The sequence below is a fragment of the Cytobacillus sp. ABV4_503 genome, from assembly GCF_056158445.1.
Map to the genome: position 1 here is coordinate 4220098 of NZ_JBSWTH010000001.1, position 18108 is coordinate 4238205.

17 protein-coding genes and 1 tRNA gene are annotated in these 18108 nt (G+C 43.4%); 1 reads left to right on the plus strand and 17 read right to left on the minus strand.

Going from position 1 to position 18108, the window contains the following annotated elements:
* Positions 1-325: 325 nt before the first annotated feature.
* From eno to ACXAD1_RS21320, 9 genes are all read right to left on the minus strand, one after another.
* Positions 326-1621 (minus strand): phosphopyruvate hydratase, encoded by a 1296-nt coding sequence (gene eno, locus ACXAD1_RS21280; RefSeq protein ID WP_206840197.1) that lies wholly within the window; start codon positions 1619-1621, stop codon positions 326-328.
* 64 nt (positions 1622-1685) lie between these two features.
* Complete coding sequence (gpmI, locus tag ACXAD1_RS21285) at positions 1686-3221, minus strand: 2,3-bisphosphoglycerate-independent phosphoglycerate mutase (protein ID WP_474910909.1); 1536 nt, start codon at positions 3219-3221, stop codon at positions 1686-1688.
* Positions 3214-3975 (minus strand): triose-phosphate isomerase, encoded by a 762-nt coding sequence (tpiA, locus tag ACXAD1_RS21290; RefSeq protein ID WP_206840195.1) that lies wholly within the window; start codon positions 3973-3975, stop codon positions 3214-3216. Before tpiA ends, gpmI begins: the two co-directional genes overlap by 8 nt.
* Positions 3976-4046: 71 nt before the next feature.
* Positions 4047-5231 (minus strand): phosphoglycerate kinase, encoded by a 1185-nt coding sequence (locus tag ACXAD1_RS21295; RefSeq protein WP_206840194.1) that lies wholly within the window; start codon positions 5229-5231, stop codon positions 4047-4049.
* 282 nt (positions 5232-5513) lie between these two features.
* Positions 5514-6521 (minus strand): type I glyceraldehyde-3-phosphate dehydrogenase, encoded by a 1008-nt coding sequence (gap, locus tag ACXAD1_RS21300; RefSeq protein WP_474910910.1) that lies wholly within the window; start codon positions 6519-6521, stop codon positions 5514-5516.
* Between the two features lie 45 nt (positions 6522-6566).
* Positions 6567-7589, minus strand: a complete 1023-nt coding sequence (locus tag ACXAD1_RS21305; protein WP_206840192.1) for a sugar-binding transcriptional regulator — start codon at positions 7587-7589, stop codon at positions 6567-6569.
* A gap of 135 nt (positions 7590-7724) precedes the next feature.
* On the minus strand, positions 7725-7973 hold the full coding sequence (locus ACXAD1_RS21310) for a glutaredoxin family protein (RefSeq protein WP_474910911.1): 249 nt from the start codon (positions 7971-7973) through the stop codon (positions 7725-7727).
* Between the two features lie 17 nt (positions 7974-7990).
* Positions 7991-9322, minus strand: a complete 1332-nt coding sequence (gene rpoN / locus ACXAD1_RS21315; protein ID WP_474911338.1) for an RNA polymerase factor sigma-54 — start codon at positions 9320-9322, stop codon at positions 7991-7993.
* A gap of 359 nt (positions 9323-9681) precedes the next feature.
* Positions 9682-9753, minus strand: a tRNA-Arg gene (locus ACXAD1_RS21320).
* 306 nt (positions 9754-10059) lie between these two features.
* Between ACXAD1_RS21320 and clpP the strand changes: the two genes are divergently transcribed.
* Complete coding sequence (gene clpP, locus ACXAD1_RS21325) at positions 10060-10665, plus strand: ATP-dependent Clp endopeptidase proteolytic subunit ClpP (RefSeq protein WP_009331821.1); 606 nt, start codon at positions 10060-10062, stop codon at positions 10663-10665.
* Between the two features lie 43 nt (positions 10666-10708).
* Here clpP and ACXAD1_RS21330 read toward each other — a convergent pair whose 3' ends face one another.
* From ACXAD1_RS21330 to ACXAD1_RS21365, 8 genes are all read right to left on the minus strand, one after another.
* Complete coding sequence (locus ACXAD1_RS21330) at positions 10709-10966, minus strand: HPr family phosphocarrier protein (protein WP_009331822.1); 258 nt, start codon at positions 10964-10966, stop codon at positions 10709-10711.
* Positions 10967-10995: 29 nt separating this feature from the next.
* A complete protein-coding gene (gene whiA / locus ACXAD1_RS21335; RefSeq protein ID WP_206840189.1) occupies positions 10996-11946 on the minus strand; it encodes a DNA-binding protein WhiA in 951 nt (316 codons plus the stop codon).
* Positions 11947-12064: 118 nt separating this feature from the next.
* The gene (locus tag ACXAD1_RS21340) at positions 12065-13042 is read right to left on the minus strand and encodes a gluconeogenesis factor YvcK family protein (RefSeq protein WP_206840187.1); all 978 of its coding nucleotides are present in this window, start codon (positions 13040-13042) and stop codon (positions 12065-12067) included.
* Positions 13039-13932: an RNase adapter RapZ gene (gene rapZ / locus ACXAD1_RS21345; protein ID WP_474910912.1), complete on the minus strand. Its 894-nt coding sequence runs from the start codon at positions 13930-13932 to the stop codon at positions 13039-13041. The genes ACXAD1_RS21340 and rapZ overlap by 4 nt, the downstream gene beginning before the upstream one ends.
* Before the next feature lie 28 nt (positions 13933-13960).
* Positions 13961-14419, minus strand: a complete 459-nt coding sequence (locus tag ACXAD1_RS21350; protein WP_113883709.1) for an 8-oxo-dGTP diphosphatase — start codon at positions 14417-14419, stop codon at positions 13961-13963.
* 380 nt (positions 14420-14799) lie between these two features.
* Positions 14800-15750, minus strand: coding sequence for a thioredoxin-disulfide reductase (gene trxB, locus ACXAD1_RS21355; protein ID WP_474910913.1), 951 nt, complete (start codon positions 15748-15750; stop codon positions 14800-14802).
* A 129-nt stretch (positions 15751-15879) separates the two neighbouring features.
* Positions 15880-17379: a tetratricopeptide repeat protein gene (locus tag ACXAD1_RS21360; protein WP_370225193.1), complete on the minus strand. Its 1500-nt coding sequence runs from the start codon at positions 17377-17379 to the stop codon at positions 15880-15882.
* A gap of 147 nt (positions 17380-17526) precedes the next feature.
* Entirely contained in the window at positions 17527-18072 is a 546-nt protein-coding gene (locus ACXAD1_RS21365) for a hypothetical protein (RefSeq protein WP_474910914.1), read from the minus strand.
* Between the last annotated feature and the right edge of the window lie 36 nt (positions 18073-18108).

The window sequence follows — 18108 nt, forward strand, 5'->3', positions numbered from 1 at the left end:
CCTCCTGAAAACGTACAATCACATTATTCTTAATTTATCACATTTTCATTGTATAAACAATAAGATTTTAAGGCTCGGCACAAGAGCAGCAGCTAAATAGTTCCTATCGGGTGATTTTTCAAATGAAATCATCCATTACTGCTTTACATTTACTTCAAAAAAATAGTTTATGTGCGGATAGCACTGATTTATGTGCGGATAAAAATATTTATGTGCGCATAGCAAGAATTTATGTGCGGATAAATTATTTTATGTGCGTTCAGATAGCTCTTAGCCAATTTAATCAAAAACAGCCGCCCCACCCGGGACGGCTGCACAAGCAAGATTACTTGCTCAAGTTATAGAAAGATTTAAGGCCATCGTATACAGCTAAATCGCCAAGCTCGTCTTCGATGCGAAGAAGCTGGTTGTATTTAGCAATACGGTCTGTACGTGACATTGAACCCGTTTTGATTTGGCCAGCGTTTGTTGCAACAGCGATGTCAGCGATTGTAGCATCTTCTGTTTCACCGGAACGGTGAGATACAACTGCTGTGTAGCCAGCGCGCTTCGCCATTTCGATGGCTTCGAATGTCTCTGTTAATGTACCGATTTGGTTTACTTTGATCAGGATTGAGTTGCCTACGCCCTGCTCGATTCCTTGAGCAAGCTTTTTCGTGTTTGTAACGAACAGGTCGTCACCAACAAGCTGCACTTTGCCGCCGATGCGCTCAGTTAATAGCTTATGGCCATCCCAGTCGTTTTCGTCAAGACCATCTTCAATTGAGATGATCGGGAACTCGTTTACAAGCTCTTCGTAGAAGTTAACCATGTCTTCAGAAGTTAAGCCATTGCGGCCTTCGCCAGCAAGGTCGTATTTGCCCGTTTCTTTGTTGTAGAACTCAGAAGAAGCAACGTCCATTGCAAGGTAGATGTCTTTGCCAGCTTCGTAGCCAGCGTTAGAGATCGCTTCGATGATTACTTCTAAAGCTTCACGGTTTGAACCCAGGTTTGGAGCGAATCCGCCTTCGTCACCTACAGCAGTGTTCAAGCCTTTGCCAGATAGAACTTTCTTCAATGAATGGAATACTTCAGCACCCATGCGGATTGCTTCCTTGAAAGTAGGAGCTCCTACAGGCATAATCATGAATTCCTGGAAGTCTACATTGTTGTCAGCGTGAGATCCTCCATTGATGATGTTCATCATTGGTGTTGGAAGCTGCTTCGCGTTGAAGCCGCCAAGGTAACGGTATAATGGAAGTCCTACAGACTCAGCAGCAGCATGTGCACAAGCCATGGATACGCCAAGGATTGCGTTTGCGCCAAGCTTGCCTTTGTTTTCAGTTCCATCTAATGCGATCATTGTGCGGTCGATGCCAACCTGGTCTGTTACATCCAAGCCGATAACAGCGTCAGCAATTAGATTGTTCACGTTGTCTACTGCTTTTTGAACACCTTTTCCAAGGTAGCGGGACTTGTCGCCGTCACGAAGTTCTACTGCTTCGTGCTCACCAGTGGATGCTCCGGAAGGAACGATGGCACGGCCAAAAAATCCTGATTCTGTTAAAACTTCAACTTCAACTGTCGGGTTCCCGCGGGAATCTAATACTTCACGAGCATATACTTGTTCGATAAATGGCATAGTAATTCTCTCCTTTTTTATGAAAAATCGTTTTCGACAAAATTCGGGTGGTGCCTGTCACCGATTACTTTTTCAATAAAGTTGTTCCTGTCATTTCAGCAGGTTTTTCCAGTCCAAGCAGGTCCAGGACAGTTGGAGCAAGGTCTCCTAAAATTCCGTCTGTGCGGAGCTCTGCACCATCTTCTGTAACGATGACTGGAACTGGGTTTGTCGTGTGGGCGGTCATTGGGCTTCCTTCCAGGGTAACAACTTCATCGGCATTTCCATGATCAGCTGTGATGATCGCTTTTCCGCCTTTTGAAATAATGAGATCAACAATTTTGCCAAGGCATTCGTCAACTGTTTCAACCGCCTTGATCGTTGGTTCAAGCATGCCTGAATGCCCCACCATGTCTGGGTTGGCAAAGTTCAGGATGATCGCATCGAAATTGTCAGCCTCTATTTCCTTCAGCAACGCGTCCGTCACTTCATAAGCACTCATTTCAGGCTTAAGGTCATAGGTAGCTACTTTCGGTGAGTCGATCAGGATCCGCTCTTCGCCAGGAAACTTCTCTTCGCGCCCGCCGCTCATAAAGAACGTCACATGAGGATACTTTTCTGTTTCCGCAATGCGGAGCTGTGTTTTTCCATTTTGGGCTAAAACCTCACCCAGGGTGTTATCAAGGTTAGTCGGTTTGAACGCTACATACCCGTCAACCGTTTCACTGAAGTGAGTCAAACATACAAAGAACAAGTCTTCAGGATGTCCTGGCCCTCTATCAAAGGAACGAAAGTCTTTATTTGTAAAAGTGTTCGAGATCTGGATTGCCCGGTCCGGACGGAAGTTATAGAAAATGACTGCATCATTTTTCTTTATCGTTGCAACCGGTTTACCATCTCCTGCAGTAATGACAGATGGAATAACGAACTCATCAAAGATACCATTTTTATAGTTATCTTCAACTAAGTCCAAAGGATCGCTGTATGAAGGGCCATCACCATACACCATGGAACGGTAAGACTTTTCAACACGCTCCCAGCGTTTGTCGCGGTCCATGGAATAATAGCGTCCGGAAATCGTCGCAAATTCGCCGACTCCGTACTCCTTCATTTTTTCCTGCGCTTCTTTAATGTAGCCTGCTGCTGTTTGCGGGCCAACATCACGTCCATCCAGGAAACCATGAACATAGACATTCTTCACACCTTCTTCAGCGGCCATACGAAGCAGTGCGAATAAGTGCTGAATATGGCTGTGAACGCCTCCATCTGAAAGAAGTCCCATCAAATGAAGATCCGTGCCATTCTTTTTAACATGGTCAATCGCAGAACGGAACGTTTCGTTTTTCTCAAACTGTCCTTCACGAATGGCCACATTCACTCTTGTTAAGCTCTGATATACAATCCGGCCTGCACCGATGTTTAAGTGGCCTACTTCAGAGTTTCCCATTTGCCCTTCCGGAAGACCTACTGCTTCACCGCTGGCTGTCAGCGTTGCGTTAGGGTAGGTATTCCAGTAGCGTTCGAAGTTTGGCTTCTTTGCCTGGGCAACGGCATTTCCCATCCGCTCGCCGCGAAATGCGAAACCATCTAAGATGATTAATGCAACTGGAGATTTACTCATTCTTTCCTGCCTCCAATAATTGAAGGAAGCTTTGCGGCTCAAGGCTTGCGCCGCCTACAAGAGCTCCATCAATATCAGGCTGGCTCATATATTCTTTAATATTTGCAGGCTTTACACTGCCGCCGTACTGAATGCGGACTGCATCTGCAGCAGCTTGTGAAAATTGCTTCGCAACAACAGAGCGGATATGTGCACATACTTCATTCGCATCTGCAGATGTTGAAGATTTACCTGTTCCGATTGCCCAGATTGGTTCATACGCAATAACAGTCTGTTTTACCTGATCTTCTGTTAAGCCATTAAGAGCTTTTTCCACCTGTGTGCCCACAAGATCCATTGTTTCACCGCTTTCACGCTGTTCAAGCGATTCACCGACACAAACGATAGGAGTTAAATTGGATTTAAAAGCAGCCAACGTTTTTTTGTTAACGGCCTCGTCAGTTTCATTAAACATTTCCCGGCGCTCGGAATGACCAAGGATTACATATTTTACTCCAAGGTCTTCAAGTGCCACAGGGCTGATTTCGCCTGTAAAAGCACCGCTTTCTTCAAAGTGCATGTTTTGCGCGCCGATTTCAACATCAGAACCCTTTGCGCTATCCACAAGGCGCTCCAGGAATAGTGCAGGGGCACATACAACTGTTTCTACCTGTTCTTTCCCCGGTACTAACCCATTGATTTCTTCAAGAAATACTTTCGCTTCCGGAAGTGTTTTATGCATTTTCCAGTTTCCAGCGATAATTGGTTTACGCATGTTGCACGTCCTTTCATGCTTTTTATTATTGTCATGTATTCGACAAATTTCGGGTGGTGCCTGTCACCAAATTATTTATCGTTTAAAGCCACTACGCCTGGCAGAGCCTTTCCTTCCATAAACTCAAGGGAAGCCCCGCCGCCTGTTGAGATATGGCTCATGCGGTCTGCAAGATGGAACTTCTCAACTGCAGCTGCAGAATCTCCGCCGCCAATGACTGAATATGTATCGTTTGCTTCTGCTAAAGCCTCAGCCACTGCTCTTGTGCCGCCGGCGAATTTTTTCAATTCGAATACACCCATTGGTCCATTCCAGATAACAAGCTTTGAATTTTGGATTACATCGCTGTAGATATCACGCGTTTTAGGCCCAATATCAAGTGCTTCCCAGTCAGAAGGAATTTCTTCAATTGCTACTGTTTTAATATTTGCTTCCTCAGAAAAATCGTCTGCTACCACGACATCAACAGGCATATAGAAGTTCACGCCTTTTTCTTTCGCTTTTTCCATAAACGATTTTGCAAGGTCAATTTTATCTTCTTCTAAAAGTGACTTTCCTACTTCATGGCCGTTAGCTTTTACAAACGTATAGGCAAGTCCGCCGCCAATAATCAGGTTGTCTACCTTTTCAAGAAGGTTTTCTATTACACCGATCTTATCTTTAACCTTTGCACCGCCGATAATGGCTGTAAATGGACGTTCCGGATTTGAAAGAGCTTTTCCAAGTACATCAAGTTCTTTTTCCATTAATAGTCCTGATACTGCAGGAAGATGCTGCGCAATTCCTTCCGTAGAAGCATGTGCACGGTGTGCTGCTCCAAAAGCATCGTTCACATACACATCAGCAAGCTCAGCAAATGCCTTTGCAAGTTCAGAATCATTCTTTTCCTCGCCAGGATAGAAGCGCACGTTTTCAAGAAGAAGAACATCTCCTTCACCTAACGTGTCAACCATTGCTTTTACAGAATCTCCATATGCTTCATCTGCCTTCTTCACTTCTTTGCCAAGAAGCTCGGACAAACGCTTTGCTACTGGTGTTAAACGCAATTCTTCAACAACTGAACCCTTCGGACGGCCCAAATGGCTCGCTAAGATCACTTTAGCACCCTGGTTAGTCAAATATTCAATCGTTGGAAGAGCTGCGCGGATACGAGTTTCATCTGTAACCTGTCCATCCTTCATAGGTACGTTGAAATCAACGCGGCAAAAAACTCGTTTCCCTTTTAACTCCACATCTTTTACGCTTTTTTTGTTCACAGCAAAAGGACCTCCTTACCAGGAAAAACGGAAGCGCCTTGCCCGGCGGCTAAAAAGCTTGAGCCTCCAGGTTCCGGAGCTAAACACGATCCCAGTTAATTATTTTTACTTTTTGCTTTAAAACAAAAGGGAGAGGGATTGTTTCCCTGCTCCCCTTTTACCCTTATCCATTATAGACGTTAGCGATTTTAATATCCAACAAGATGAGGTATTTTTTTAGAGAAAAAATCCACCTTGAGAATGCTTCGCAAAACGAAATTTTTTCTGGAAAAGATTTATCTATTAAAAGCCTTTTTGAGCGATGTAATCAACAAGGTCCACTACACGGTTAGAATAACCAGATTCGTTGTCATACCAAGAGATGACTTTAACCATGCTGCCTTCCATAACCATTGTAGAAAGTGCATCGATTGTAGAAGATGCAGGATTTCCGTTGTAGTCGCCAGATACTAATGGCTCTTCGCTGTATGCAAGGATGCCTTTTAGTTCGCCTTCAGCAGCTGCTCTAAGAGCGCTGTTTACTTCTTCAGCTGTTACATCTTTGTCAAGTTCAGCAACAAGGTCAACTAGAGAAACGTTTGGAGTTGGAACACGCATAGCTCCACCGTTCAATTTGCCTTTTAGTTCAGGCAATACTAGAGATACTGCTTTTGCAGCTCCAGTAGTTGTTGGGATGATATTTTCTGCTGCTGCACGGGCACGGCGATAGTCTTTGTGAGGCAAGTCAAGGATTTGCTGGTCATTTGTGTATGAGTGAACAGTTGTCATCATACCGCGCTTGATTCCGAAGCTGTCGTTTAATACTTTTGCAAATGGAGCCAGGCAGTTTGTTGTACAAGATGCATTTGAGATTACATGGTGGTTTGCAGGGTCATATTTATCATGGTTAACACCCATTACCACTGTGATATCTTCGTCAGTTGCAGGAGCAGAGATGATTACTTTCTTCGCGCCAGCTTCAAGGTGTTTCGCAGCGTCAGCACGCTTTGTGAAACGGCCAGTAGATTCTACTACTACTTCTACGCCAAGATCTCCCCATCCTAATTGAGCAGGATCGCGCTCAGCAAGAACTTTTACTTTATGGCCGCCAACAACAAGGTAATCGCCGTCAACTGTTACTTCTTCATTTAATGTTCCGTGTACGGAATCATATTTTAAAAGGTGTGCAAGCATGTTTGCATCTGTCAGGTCATTTACTGCTACAACCTCTACGTTAGGGTTTTTAAGAGCTGCACGGAAAACAACACGCCCGATTCTTCCAAATCCGTTAATACCAACTTTAACTGCCATGAATATTTCCTCCTTAGAAAGGTAGATTTTATATTTGAAAAGGGATTACCCTTTTAACAACTGTTGTGCTGCACCTTCATCAGTTACCAAGATGGTAGAGGATGGTGCCCGATTCATGTATGCCGCGATGGCTTTCGCCTTTGAGGAACCGCCTGCCACTGCAACGACGTGTTCAATATGGGATAGGTCATCCAGCTGAAGGCCGATGGTCTGAACCTTATGTACAACCTCGCCGCCTTCATTGAAGTAATAGCCGAATGATTCTCCTACTGCTTTGGCATGCTTGATTTTAACAAAATCTTCTTTACTGGTTTTGCGGCGTTCAGCCATTGTTATAGCGTCCCCAATCCCGTGTAAAACCATGCTTGCAGATTTGATCTGGGTGATTACTTCTTTAATATTGGGTTCTTTGATGATGCTTTCATACATCTCCCTGCTTACCTGGTCAGGTACATAAAGGACGCGGTGCCTGGAATCTGTATGATCAGCCATTTTTGCACAAATGGTGTTAGCCTGGTTTTTAACATCTTCGCCAATTCCGCCCCGTGCCGGCACAAACAGCCAATCCCGTTCAGCAAGATCTGGAGTAAGCATCTCTGCTACGGCTGCCATTGTGGATCCGCCGGTAACTGCGATGATATTTTTTCCTTTGAGCCTTGATTTCATACACAGCGCTGTGGCCCTGCCAAGTTCCTGCTTCACCCATGGAGATTCATCGCTGTTTCCGGAAACAATGATCGCCTGGCGAATGCCAAGTTTTCGGGATAACTCCTGCTCCATTAAGGCTATACCCGAAATATCCCTCATTATTCCTTCAAGAGCTTCAAGCAATTCCCTCCCATCGGAAGTAAGACTCATTCCCGTACTCGAGATGCGGATCAGGTTCTGGTCTTTTAAAAACTCAACCTCACCTCTCAGCACTCTTTCCGTCAGGCCTAAACTAACCGCAAGGCTCCTTCTTCCAACCGGCTCCATCAGCCCTATGTAATGAAGAATCCCATAGCGCTTCTGCATAACCGCAAGCATATCAGGCAATAATCTTTTTTGAATATCAATTAGTGAGTACATCCGGAAAACTCCTTCATCATATGTGGTCATTTTTTGTCCCGCATAGACATATTATGTCCCACTTACCACAAAAAAAATCACCCTTGCTTCTCCTTCATAATAGCAAGAGTGAGTATTGAAATCAACTGATAAAACTCAGTTTTTTTCTGTAAGCGCTTCACTTAATGTAATGGCGTCAATATGCCCGAACTGAATTTCGTTCCCATCAATTTCAACCACCGGGATCATGAGCCCATACTTCTCGGTCAGTTCATCGCTCACATCAATGTCTTTTTCAATTAAGGTAAAATCATATTCTTTCTTTAATTCCACTATTACTTCCTTAGCTTTATCACACAGCGGGCATCTGCTGCGTGAATAAAACACTAGCTCTGGCTGTTTCAATCAGCAAATCTCCTTTGTCAGTCATACCTTTTCCGTTTCGACGATGATGGGATGCCCAGCTGATCCCGATATTTTGCGATCGTCCTTCTGCTGACAACCATCCCCTCTTGTTCCTTCAGCAGCTTCACAAGCTCTTGATCGGATAAAGGCTTTTGCTTATTTTCCTCTTCAATCATTTTACCAATAATCGTCTTTACCTGCTGTGAAGACGTATTTTCATCGGAGGTTGTTTTGATTGTGCTTGAGAAGAACGATCTCAGCTCATACGTCCCATATGGCGTTTGTGCATATTTTTCCCGGACAGCACGGCTGACAGTTGATTCATGTATTTCGAGTTCATCTGATATTTCCTTCATGGTCATCGGCTTCAGATGAGAAGGTCCTTTTATAAAAAAGTCCTGCTGTTTTTCAACGATTTTAAGTGTCACATTCGCAAGAGTCTCTTTTCTCTGCTGGATGCTCCTCATGATCCATTGGTAATCCTGTTGCTTTTCCTGTAAAAAGCGGCTGACATTACGGTCACCAGTTGCCGAAAACTTTTTATAATAGCCTTCATTAAAACTGATTTTAGGAAGCACTTCATCAAAAACACTGACAGAAAAAGAGCTTCCATCCCACTTAATAATCACGTCCGGTGTTATATATGCGGATTTCTCACTTTGAAAGGATGAAGCCGGTCTTGGATTCAAGGTCTGAACAAGGTCGAATACCTCTTGAATCTCTTTGAGCTCCACACTGAGCTGTTTGGCAATCTCCTTCCATTTCTTTTCCGCAAAAAAGGTAAAGTAATCATCTATAATGATTTCAGCCAGTTCATTTCTCTCTGGCAATCTCTTAATCTGCAGGGACAGGCACTCCTGAAGATTCCTAGCACCAATGCCAGCAGGTTCGAGTTCCTGCAGCTCTTCAAGCATTTGTTCCACATATTCAAATGGCATCTGGAGAGTCTTGGCAACTGTCTGCAGATCCGCTCGAAAGTAACCGTTTTCATCAAGGCTCTCAATAAGGTGCTCAATCACTCTTTGTTCGTCCTTGTTTAATTTCAAATGAAGCTGCGATCTCAAATATTCATCCAGCATCATCGTCTTACCGCAGCCAATCTGCTCAATCCAGTTTATTTTATCCTTTTCCACTTTTGTTCTAGTCAGTTTGACACGGTCATAACGGGGATCCATTGTCTGGACATGTCCGGACTCAACTTTTAAAAGGGGATTTTCAAGCGCTTTGCTTTCCAGGAATTCAGAGAGCTCCTGTGTGCTGTATTGCAGAAGGGCAATCGCCTGCGTCAGCTCCTGTGTCATTGTTAATTTCATTGTCTGCTGCTGCCATAACCCAGCTTTCAAATTCATCATACATTCCCCCTGTCCCCATTTTACAATATTCCCGGTAAATGTTGTATGGAAATATGTTGGCAAATGCCATTCGCACCGGCACTTCTCCATCTTTCTGAATACTTCACAATATGCATGGCAGAGGGAAAAATATTCATTTTTTATGGTGAAAACTGCGGATTTTAAGGATTTTTTTGAAATTCAGGTTTAAATTCAGGAAGTTTTTTTGATTTATGTGCGGATAGAGGAAATTTATTTGCGGATAAAGCCAATTTACTTGCGGATAAAATTTTTTATGTGCGTATAGGCCGGATTTATTTGCGGATAGCGTAAAAAGTAAAAACTCCCTGTCCATATCAGACAAGGAGTTTTGGCAGCGCCCTCGGCAGGAATCGAACCCACATCTTAAGAACCGGAATCTCACGTGCTATCCGTTGCACCACGAGGGCAAATATTTTATTAGGTGGCTGACCAAGCGCTCAGCCGCTACGATAACTAATTATATGATATGTTTATTCACTTTGCAAGCCTCCTTTTAGTTTTAAAAGTTAGAACAATGGGTATCATGGAATGAGATAGTGCAGCACAGAAAAAAGTGTCGAACGAATCAAACACGATTTCCATGCGATTCGTTTGACCTTAATTGACCATCAGTGTATCATTATAATACATAGGAGTTAAAAAATTTTCTTTACTTGGAAGAACATGCTTGTTCATCTTGTATGTTGACCTTATCTTGAAGGAGGAATTGGAAAATGAACTTAATCCCTACAGTTATTGAACAAACAAACCGCGGGGAGCGCGCTTATGATATCTACTCCCGCCTTTTAAAAGACCGCATCATTATGCTGGGAAGCGCAATCGATGATAATGTGGCAAATTCAATTGTTGCCCAGCTTTTATTCCTTGAAGCAGAAAATCCTGAAAAAGACATTTCCATTTACATTAATAGCCCGGGTGGAAGCATTACGGCAGGTATGGCTATTTATGATACGATGCAATTCATCAAGCCGAAGGTACAAACCATTTGTATTGGTATGGCAGCATCCATGGGTGCGTTCCTTCTTGCTGCTGGTGAGAAAGGCAAGCGTTTTGCCCTTCCAAACAGTGAAGTCATGATTCATCAGCCGCTGGGCGGAGCTCAGGGACAGGCGACTGAAATCGAAATCGCTGCAAAGCGCATTCTTTTCCTTCGTGAAAAATTAAACACAATTCTTTCAGAGCGCACTGGACAGCCTCTTGAAGTCATTGCGAGAGACACTGACCGCGATAACTTTATGACAGCTGAAAGAGCTCTTGAATACGGTTTGGTTGACCAAATCATTACTAGAAACTCTTTGGATGAGAAGAAAGATAAATAATAAGCATAAAAAAACAACTCGCATCTTCCCGATGCGAGTTGTTTTAGTTTTCCTTTTGAATATAGTTCGCAAGTGCCTCAAGGGCTTCGTTTTCATCGTTTCCTTCGGCCTTGAGGGTAATGACTGATCCTGAGCTTACAGCCAGACTCATCAAACCCATTATGCTTTTCGCATTTACCTTCTTTCCGTCCTTCTCCAGAAAAATATCGGATGAGAACCGATTGGCCTCCTGTACGAACAATGCCGCCGGACGTGCCTGTAATCCTGTTTTCAGCTTAACTTCAACCTGTTTTTCCGCCATTGTACATCTCCTCCCTGCTGATCCCTCTGTCAGTGAGCATCTATAGTGTCGCCTGACCGAAGTTTCTCAGCAATTTCATCTATTTTTCTTAATCTGTGATTAATACCCGATTTACTGATATTTCCTCCTGAAACCATTTCCCCAAGTTCTTTTAAAGTGACATCCTGGTAAGCTACACGCAATTCTGCAATTTCCCTCAGTTTGTCAGGCAGAACCTGAAGTCCTACAGTTTGATCGATGAACCGGATATTTTCCACCTGACGCAAGGCCGCTCCGATTGTTTTGTTTAAGTTCGCTGTTTCACAATTTACGAGTCGATTGACCGAATTTCGCATATCTCGGACAATCCGGATATCTTCAAATCGGAGCAGAGCAGCGTGTGCGCCAATAATATTTAGGAACTCCGTTATTTTTTCGGCTTCCTTTAAATAAGTGATATAGCCTTTTTTACGTTCAAGCGTTTTGCTGTTCAGCCCGAACGAATTCATCAGTTCACAAAGGGAGTCATTATGCTCCTTGTAAAGCGAAGAGATCTCAAGATGATAGGAGGAGGTCTCCGGATTATTAACAGATCCCCCGGCAAGGAATGCACCGCGCAGATAAGAACGCTTACAGCATTTCTTTTTTATAAGCTCATTGGAGATATCGTGTGTAAATACGAATCCCTCGCTTAAAATTTCCAGATCATCAAGAATCATGCTGGCCTGTTCGGTTAGCCTGACAATATAAACATTGTTCTTTTTCAGCCGCATTTTTTTCCGGACCAGAAGCTCAACCTGAACGTTGTAATTCCTTTTAATCAGTGTGTAAATCCTTCTTGCGATTGCTGCATTTTCCGTCTGAATATCCACAATCAGTTTCCGGCTGGAAAAAGAAAGTGAACCATTCATCCTGATCAGGGCGGACAATTCCGCTTTGCCGCAGCAGTCTTTTATTTCCAGGTTCGTCAATTCCTTTTTCGTTTCCGAAGCGAAAGACATCCCTTCACCCCCTATCCGCAAAAGCGCTAAGCCAGTGGCATATAAAAAGATATTCTTCACTGAGCAAACGTATGCACAGTTTATTTTTTACCGGCAAAAGCCCTTTCACACCTATATATTACGCGTTAAAACGCCTATTGGTTTCATGTAAAAGCAAATTATAAAGCATCTGGGCAACTTCTTTTGTATCATGGCGAATGATGCCGCCTTCGTGGCTGACAATTTCACCGTGCATGATTTCAAGGCCCAGTTCGGTAAGAGCACCTGTATCATACACAACAGGCTTTGCCATTTCTTCGCTGTACCGCTCCTGAATATGGGGAGGGATTTCTTCATTGTTTACCAGAATGGTATTGATAAAAGCACTTCCCATATGATCATACAGTGCTTTTACATGATCGCTTGCTGTATAATCGAGCGTCTCTCCTGCCTGTGTCATTAAATTGCATATATATACCTTTTTCGCTTTCGAATGGCAGACTTCACGTCCCAGCCTGGGGACAAGCAGGTTTGGAAGAATACTGGTATATAAACTGCCAGGCCCGATGATAATCATATCAGCCTGTCTGATAGCCTGCAGTGATTCAGGCAGGGCTTTAATATTTTTTGGGGTTAAAAATACCCGCTTTATTTTTTTACCGGAATAGGGTATTTTTGATTCTCCCGATACTATGGTCCCGTCTTCCATTTCAGCATGAAGGACCACGCTCTGGTTAGCAGCCGGCAACACCTTGCCCCTTACGTTTAACACCTTGCTCATTTCCTGAATCGCATGAACAAAGTTTCCGGTAATCGAGGTCATTGCCGCGAGAATTAAATTGCCAAGCGAATGCCCGGATAACTCATTGGATGTCGCAAAGCGGTGCTGGAACATCTCCTCAATGAGCGGCTCCACATCTGAAAGAGCTGCCAGCACATTGCGGATATCACCGGGCGGCGGAATATGAAGATCATTTCTCAATCTTCCGGAACTGCCGCCATCATCGGCAACTGTCACAATGGCAGTTATATCAACAGGGTATTGTTTCAATCCCCTTAAGAGGACAGGAAGCCCTGTTCCTCCTCCGATGATGACGATTCTTGGCTGTCGGTTCATTTGATGTTTTCCTTTCTCCTCTCGATGTCACGGTGAGTGATTGCCGTATGGTAATCCTTGCTGTAAAAGTCAGCGATATATTCTGTCAGCGCCACCGAACGATGCTGGCCTCCCGTACAGCCGATTGCAACGACCAATTGAGCTTTCCCTTCCCGTTTATAATGCGGAAGCATAAAGCTCAGCAGATCCGTAACCTTTTCGAGAAATTTACTAGTTTCCGTCCATTTCAGCACATAGCTGGATACTTCTTCATCCAAACCTGTCTTCGGCCTCATATGTTCAATATAATGCGGATTCGGAAGGAATCGGACATCGAATACCAGGTCGGCATCAATTGGAATTCCATGCTTAAAGCCAAAAGACATGACGTTAACCGTAAATATTGTTTTTTTATTCAATGAGAATTCCGTTAGAATTTTCTCGCGCAATTCCCTCGGCTTCATTTGCGATGTGTTATAAATAAGCTGGGCCCTGCCTTTTAATTCTTCAAGCAGCTCCCGTTCAAGCTTTATGCCTTCAAGAGGCAATCCTGATGGTGCAAGGGGATGGAATCGTCTTGTTTCTTTATATCTTCTGACGAGTGTAGAATCATCTGCATCAAGATATAAAATTTGCGGGGTGACCCAGGATGTTTCGGATAATTCATCCAGCGCTTTAAATAAGTGGTCAAAGAACTCACGGCCGCGCAAATCCATCACCAATGCGACCTTATTCATTTTATTCCCTGATTCCTTCATAAGTTCAAGGAATTTCGGCAGCAGCGTCGGCGGCAAATTATCTACACAGAAGAAGCCAAGATCTTCAAAGCTTTGGATGGCTACTGTTTTCCCTGCCCCTGACATTCCCGTAATAATCACCATTTGAGTATCATTAACTGCACCCGTACTCATTTATAATTTCCCCCTGTTTCTGTCAAATTCAGCTTGGATCCAGCCTGTAACTAAGCAGTTCAAAATCTGGCGTATACGTAAACGTTCCATAAATCATGCCCTGGCCATGAATCATATACTCCAAAATATGTGAATCTCCGGCAGCCATCGGCAGATTCTTAATCTCTGAAAACGGATGCCAGCGAAGCTTGCCTTCCTCTGATTCATCCAGGTTCAGCCCATCAGAAGCTGTAGCCAGAAAAGTAAACATCATCCACTCCTGTACGACCTTATCGCCATCTTTCATGATGAACGTAAAAATGCCTTTAATATTCGGATTGCGCAGGTAGATGCCTGTTTCTTCCCTGAACTCACGTATGCACGAGTCCCTCACTGATTCACCAGGCTCCATCTTTCCGCCCGGAGCCACCCACCAGCCTCTTCTTGGCTTTTGTAAAAGCAATACTTTATCGTCTTTAAGTAACACACAGTTCGTGACTCGCTGCAACACATTTCACCTCTAATTTCCGAAATCATACCGCTGCCGCCTTTCCATGAAATCGCTTAAAGTAAAAGCTGGCTAACGTTCTTTTCTTATTCATTTCATTATACTATTTTTGTCTTAGAGCCACAATGAATACAGATTTCCAAAATACATTCTTCAAAAGTTACAGTTATAAAAAAAAGAGCACAGGCATATGCCTGTGCTTTAAAAAGGATTATATCTTTAAAAGGGGGTCAATTTCTATTCCTATATTACCCGAAATTTATTTCATCAAGGTTACAGGAGAATTAAAACCACATGACTTTTTGTAAATCTTTTCAACCAGTGGCTATTTTTACTAAAACAAAAGGCATACAGCCCATAGGATCATATGCCTATTCACATTATTTCTTCACTTTAAGGCGTTCTTGCAATTCTTCCACATAGTGCTGGGCGCTTTGTGCAGCGATGCTTCCATCACCAGTCGCAGTAACGATTTGGCGAAGGGATTTTTCGCGGATATCCCCCGCTGCAAAAATACCTTCCACCTTTGTTTCCATTCGGTCGTTTGTTTCAATATAGCCATTGCTGTTTGTGATGCCAAGGCTTTCAAATGGCTTGGAAAGAGGAACCATGCCGATATAGATGAAGACACCATCTGCTTTGAATTCTCTTTCTTCACCTGTTTCAGCAGACACAAGCGTTACACTGCCTACTTTTCCGTCCTTATCATTGACTTCCTTCACTGTCGTGTTCCAGATAAAGTCAATTTTTTCATTGTCAAATGCACGCTGCTGCAGAATCGCCTGCGCACGAAGCTGGTCCCGTCTATGAACGATTGTCACTTTAGAAGCGAAACGGGTCAAATATACGCCTTCCTCAACAGCAGAGTCGCCGCCGCCGACAACAACAAGCTCTTTGCCTTTAAAGAATGCTCCGTCACAGACTGCACAATAGGATACCCCGCGTCCGCCAAGCTCTTTCTCACCAGGAATGCCAAGCTTTTTGTATTCGGCACCAGCTGAAATAATGACTGAGCGTGCTTTATATTGCTTCGATCCAGCAACAACTGTTTTATATTCTTCGCCGTCAATGATTTCTTTAATATCTCCATAAGCATATTCAGCGCCAAATTTCTTCGCATGATCAAACATTTTAGTGGATAAATCCGGGCCTAGAATATGGTCAAAGCCAGGATAGTTTTCAACTTCTTCTGTATTGGCCATTTGCCCGCCCGGAACACCGCGTTCAATCATTAGAGTAGACAGATTTGCACGAGATGTATATACAGCAGCAGTCATTCCTGCAGGGCCTGCGCCAGCGATAATGACATCATAAATTTTTTCTTCAGTCACAGCGAATCACTCCTTCAGTAATCAGAAATCCAGTATTTTAAATAAAACACTCTATAAATACGCATATTATAGTATGACCTTCTTACTGTTATCCTATAAAATTGGCGCGTGTTTCGTCCAAACATCTGCTCACTGAAGGCGGTCATTCACCGATTTTACATATTTGCCCATCGTCGAAGCGGAAATCCCGTATCTCCCTGCAATTTTTGATTGGGAAACCTTTTCGTTTCGAAGCTTATGCCAGACATACTCAATGGCTGCAGCCCAGGCCTTTTTGTTTTTAATATTCTGGCTGTTGTTTGTCAATTCAGCAAAAATGGTAAACCACATTAAATATAGGCCGGCTTCCACCGTGCCAATCGGATGGTAGTTTTCATAGAACAGTTCTGCTGTCTCATGTGCGGCCTGAACCTGGGCAGGCGCTTCCTGGTCTGTTTTCACAAAAGAGAGATATTCCTTCTCTATAGCTGAAAACTTATTGTTCTGTACAATTGCTTCAGAGATCAAAATTTCATCTCTTCTGCTGGATACGGACGTAAGGAAAAGGCCGAATAGCCGCTCTTCTATATAGTCGCTTTCCAGCTTTTTTAAAATGGATGAATAATGGTCTTCAAAGCCGCTGCTGGTTACTTTTTCATCGTTCCAGGGCTCAAAGCCTTCTTTTTCCGGATTAATCTCGATGGCTTTCTTCCATGCCGATTTCGCCATCTCTTCCCGGCCTGTAAAATAGGCGGAATAGGATAACCAGTAATAAAATGGTCCGTCCCCTTCAAAGCCTTTCTTTTGAAGCTTGCGAAGCCATGCAAAGGCAGCCTCATACTCGCCGGTCAGAGCAAAAGTGGCACCAAGCTTGAATTGATGTTCTATTGAAAGCGGCTTAATTTTTTTCAGCGCCTCTTTTAACAAGCGCACCTGCCTGAAATTCCGCTCGTAAAAAGCAAAGACAAGCTTGTTGCACAAAGCGTGGAGATTTCCCGGATTTTCTTCAAGGACCTTCTCTAAAATATCTGATGCCTTTTGCACTTCTCCAAGATAAAAATACGCCAGGGCCAAATTGTTGTATGCGGACCAATATTCCGGATACTCATCAATAACAGAGTTCAGGATCTCAACCGCTTTTGGAAAATGGCCGGACTCCAGCAATTCCCGTGCGTGTTCCTGCTTCGTAATCAGGTCATCCTGCTCGTAGAGCTCATCATCCAAATCTTCCCCTTCAAGCGTCAGAAGTTCCAGCAGATCCTCTGTATCTTCCGTAAACTCTCCGTCCCGATCCAAATCCAGATACGTATTTGCATGTGTGTAAGCATCTTTGAAAAGGCCCATATGAGCATAGTTGTTGGCAAGGAAATAATGGCATTCCACCATATCCTCATCAAGCTCCTCCAATATCATATGAAGCAGCTGATTCGACTCCTGATACTCACCTATTTCTGAATGAACAATCGCAAGCTGGCAGATAATCATCGGTTCACCCGGCTCAAGCTGCATTGCCCTCATTAAATATTTCTTTGCTTTATGAAAATCCCTGCGGTGGTACGCCTTAATCCCTTTGGAAAAATAGTACTCACCATTCGGGATAAATGACAGTAACTTTCCCTTTTGGTGTCTAGCTTTAGAGTCTTTACTCATGAAATCCTCCATAAATGTTAGTAACTAAAGTAGTATATCACACGAACAAGCCTGTGGAGAAGGGAAGAAATGACAATACTATTCCCATTCTTAATTTTTTATTGGAAATCTTATTGCGGTTATGTTTTAAAGGGTTGTTGCGGTGGTTTAGCGGTGCTGGTGTTTAAGATCGGTAAAATTCTGGCAGTTTAACTGCGGGTGGTAGCGGCGGCCTTTGTTGGTGCCTGTGTGGGGGAGATTGAGGGACTGGATAAGTTTTAAAGTTACAGTGCGGGATGTTATACCAAGGAAATGCCGGATCTCTTGGTTTGAAACTGGCTGATTATTATTTAATAGAAACAGATCAACTAGTGCATGGCTGTGAGCTTCTCTACTTATTGAATTGCATTTTAGGCAATGCCACGCTGCGAAGAGCCGTTTCATAAACGTTGTGTGGCAAGAAGGGCAAATAACACCAGCTTTTATATCTGAAAAGGGAATCTTATAAAAATTTAGGGCATCAAATGTTTCAGGATGATTCTCTTTCATTAGCTGGCGGGAAATTCTTTTTAATTCTTTTAAGTCAATATGCTCATTATAGGTTTGGCTTAACTTCTCTATTTCGCTGGTCAGGTATTGGACGTGTTTAACTTTTTGGAGGAGATGAACAGAATTGGGGTTTGTTTTTATAATTGTAGTTGGCTTGCTTATCACAACGAGGAATTCAATAGGGAGTTTACTATCTTTATG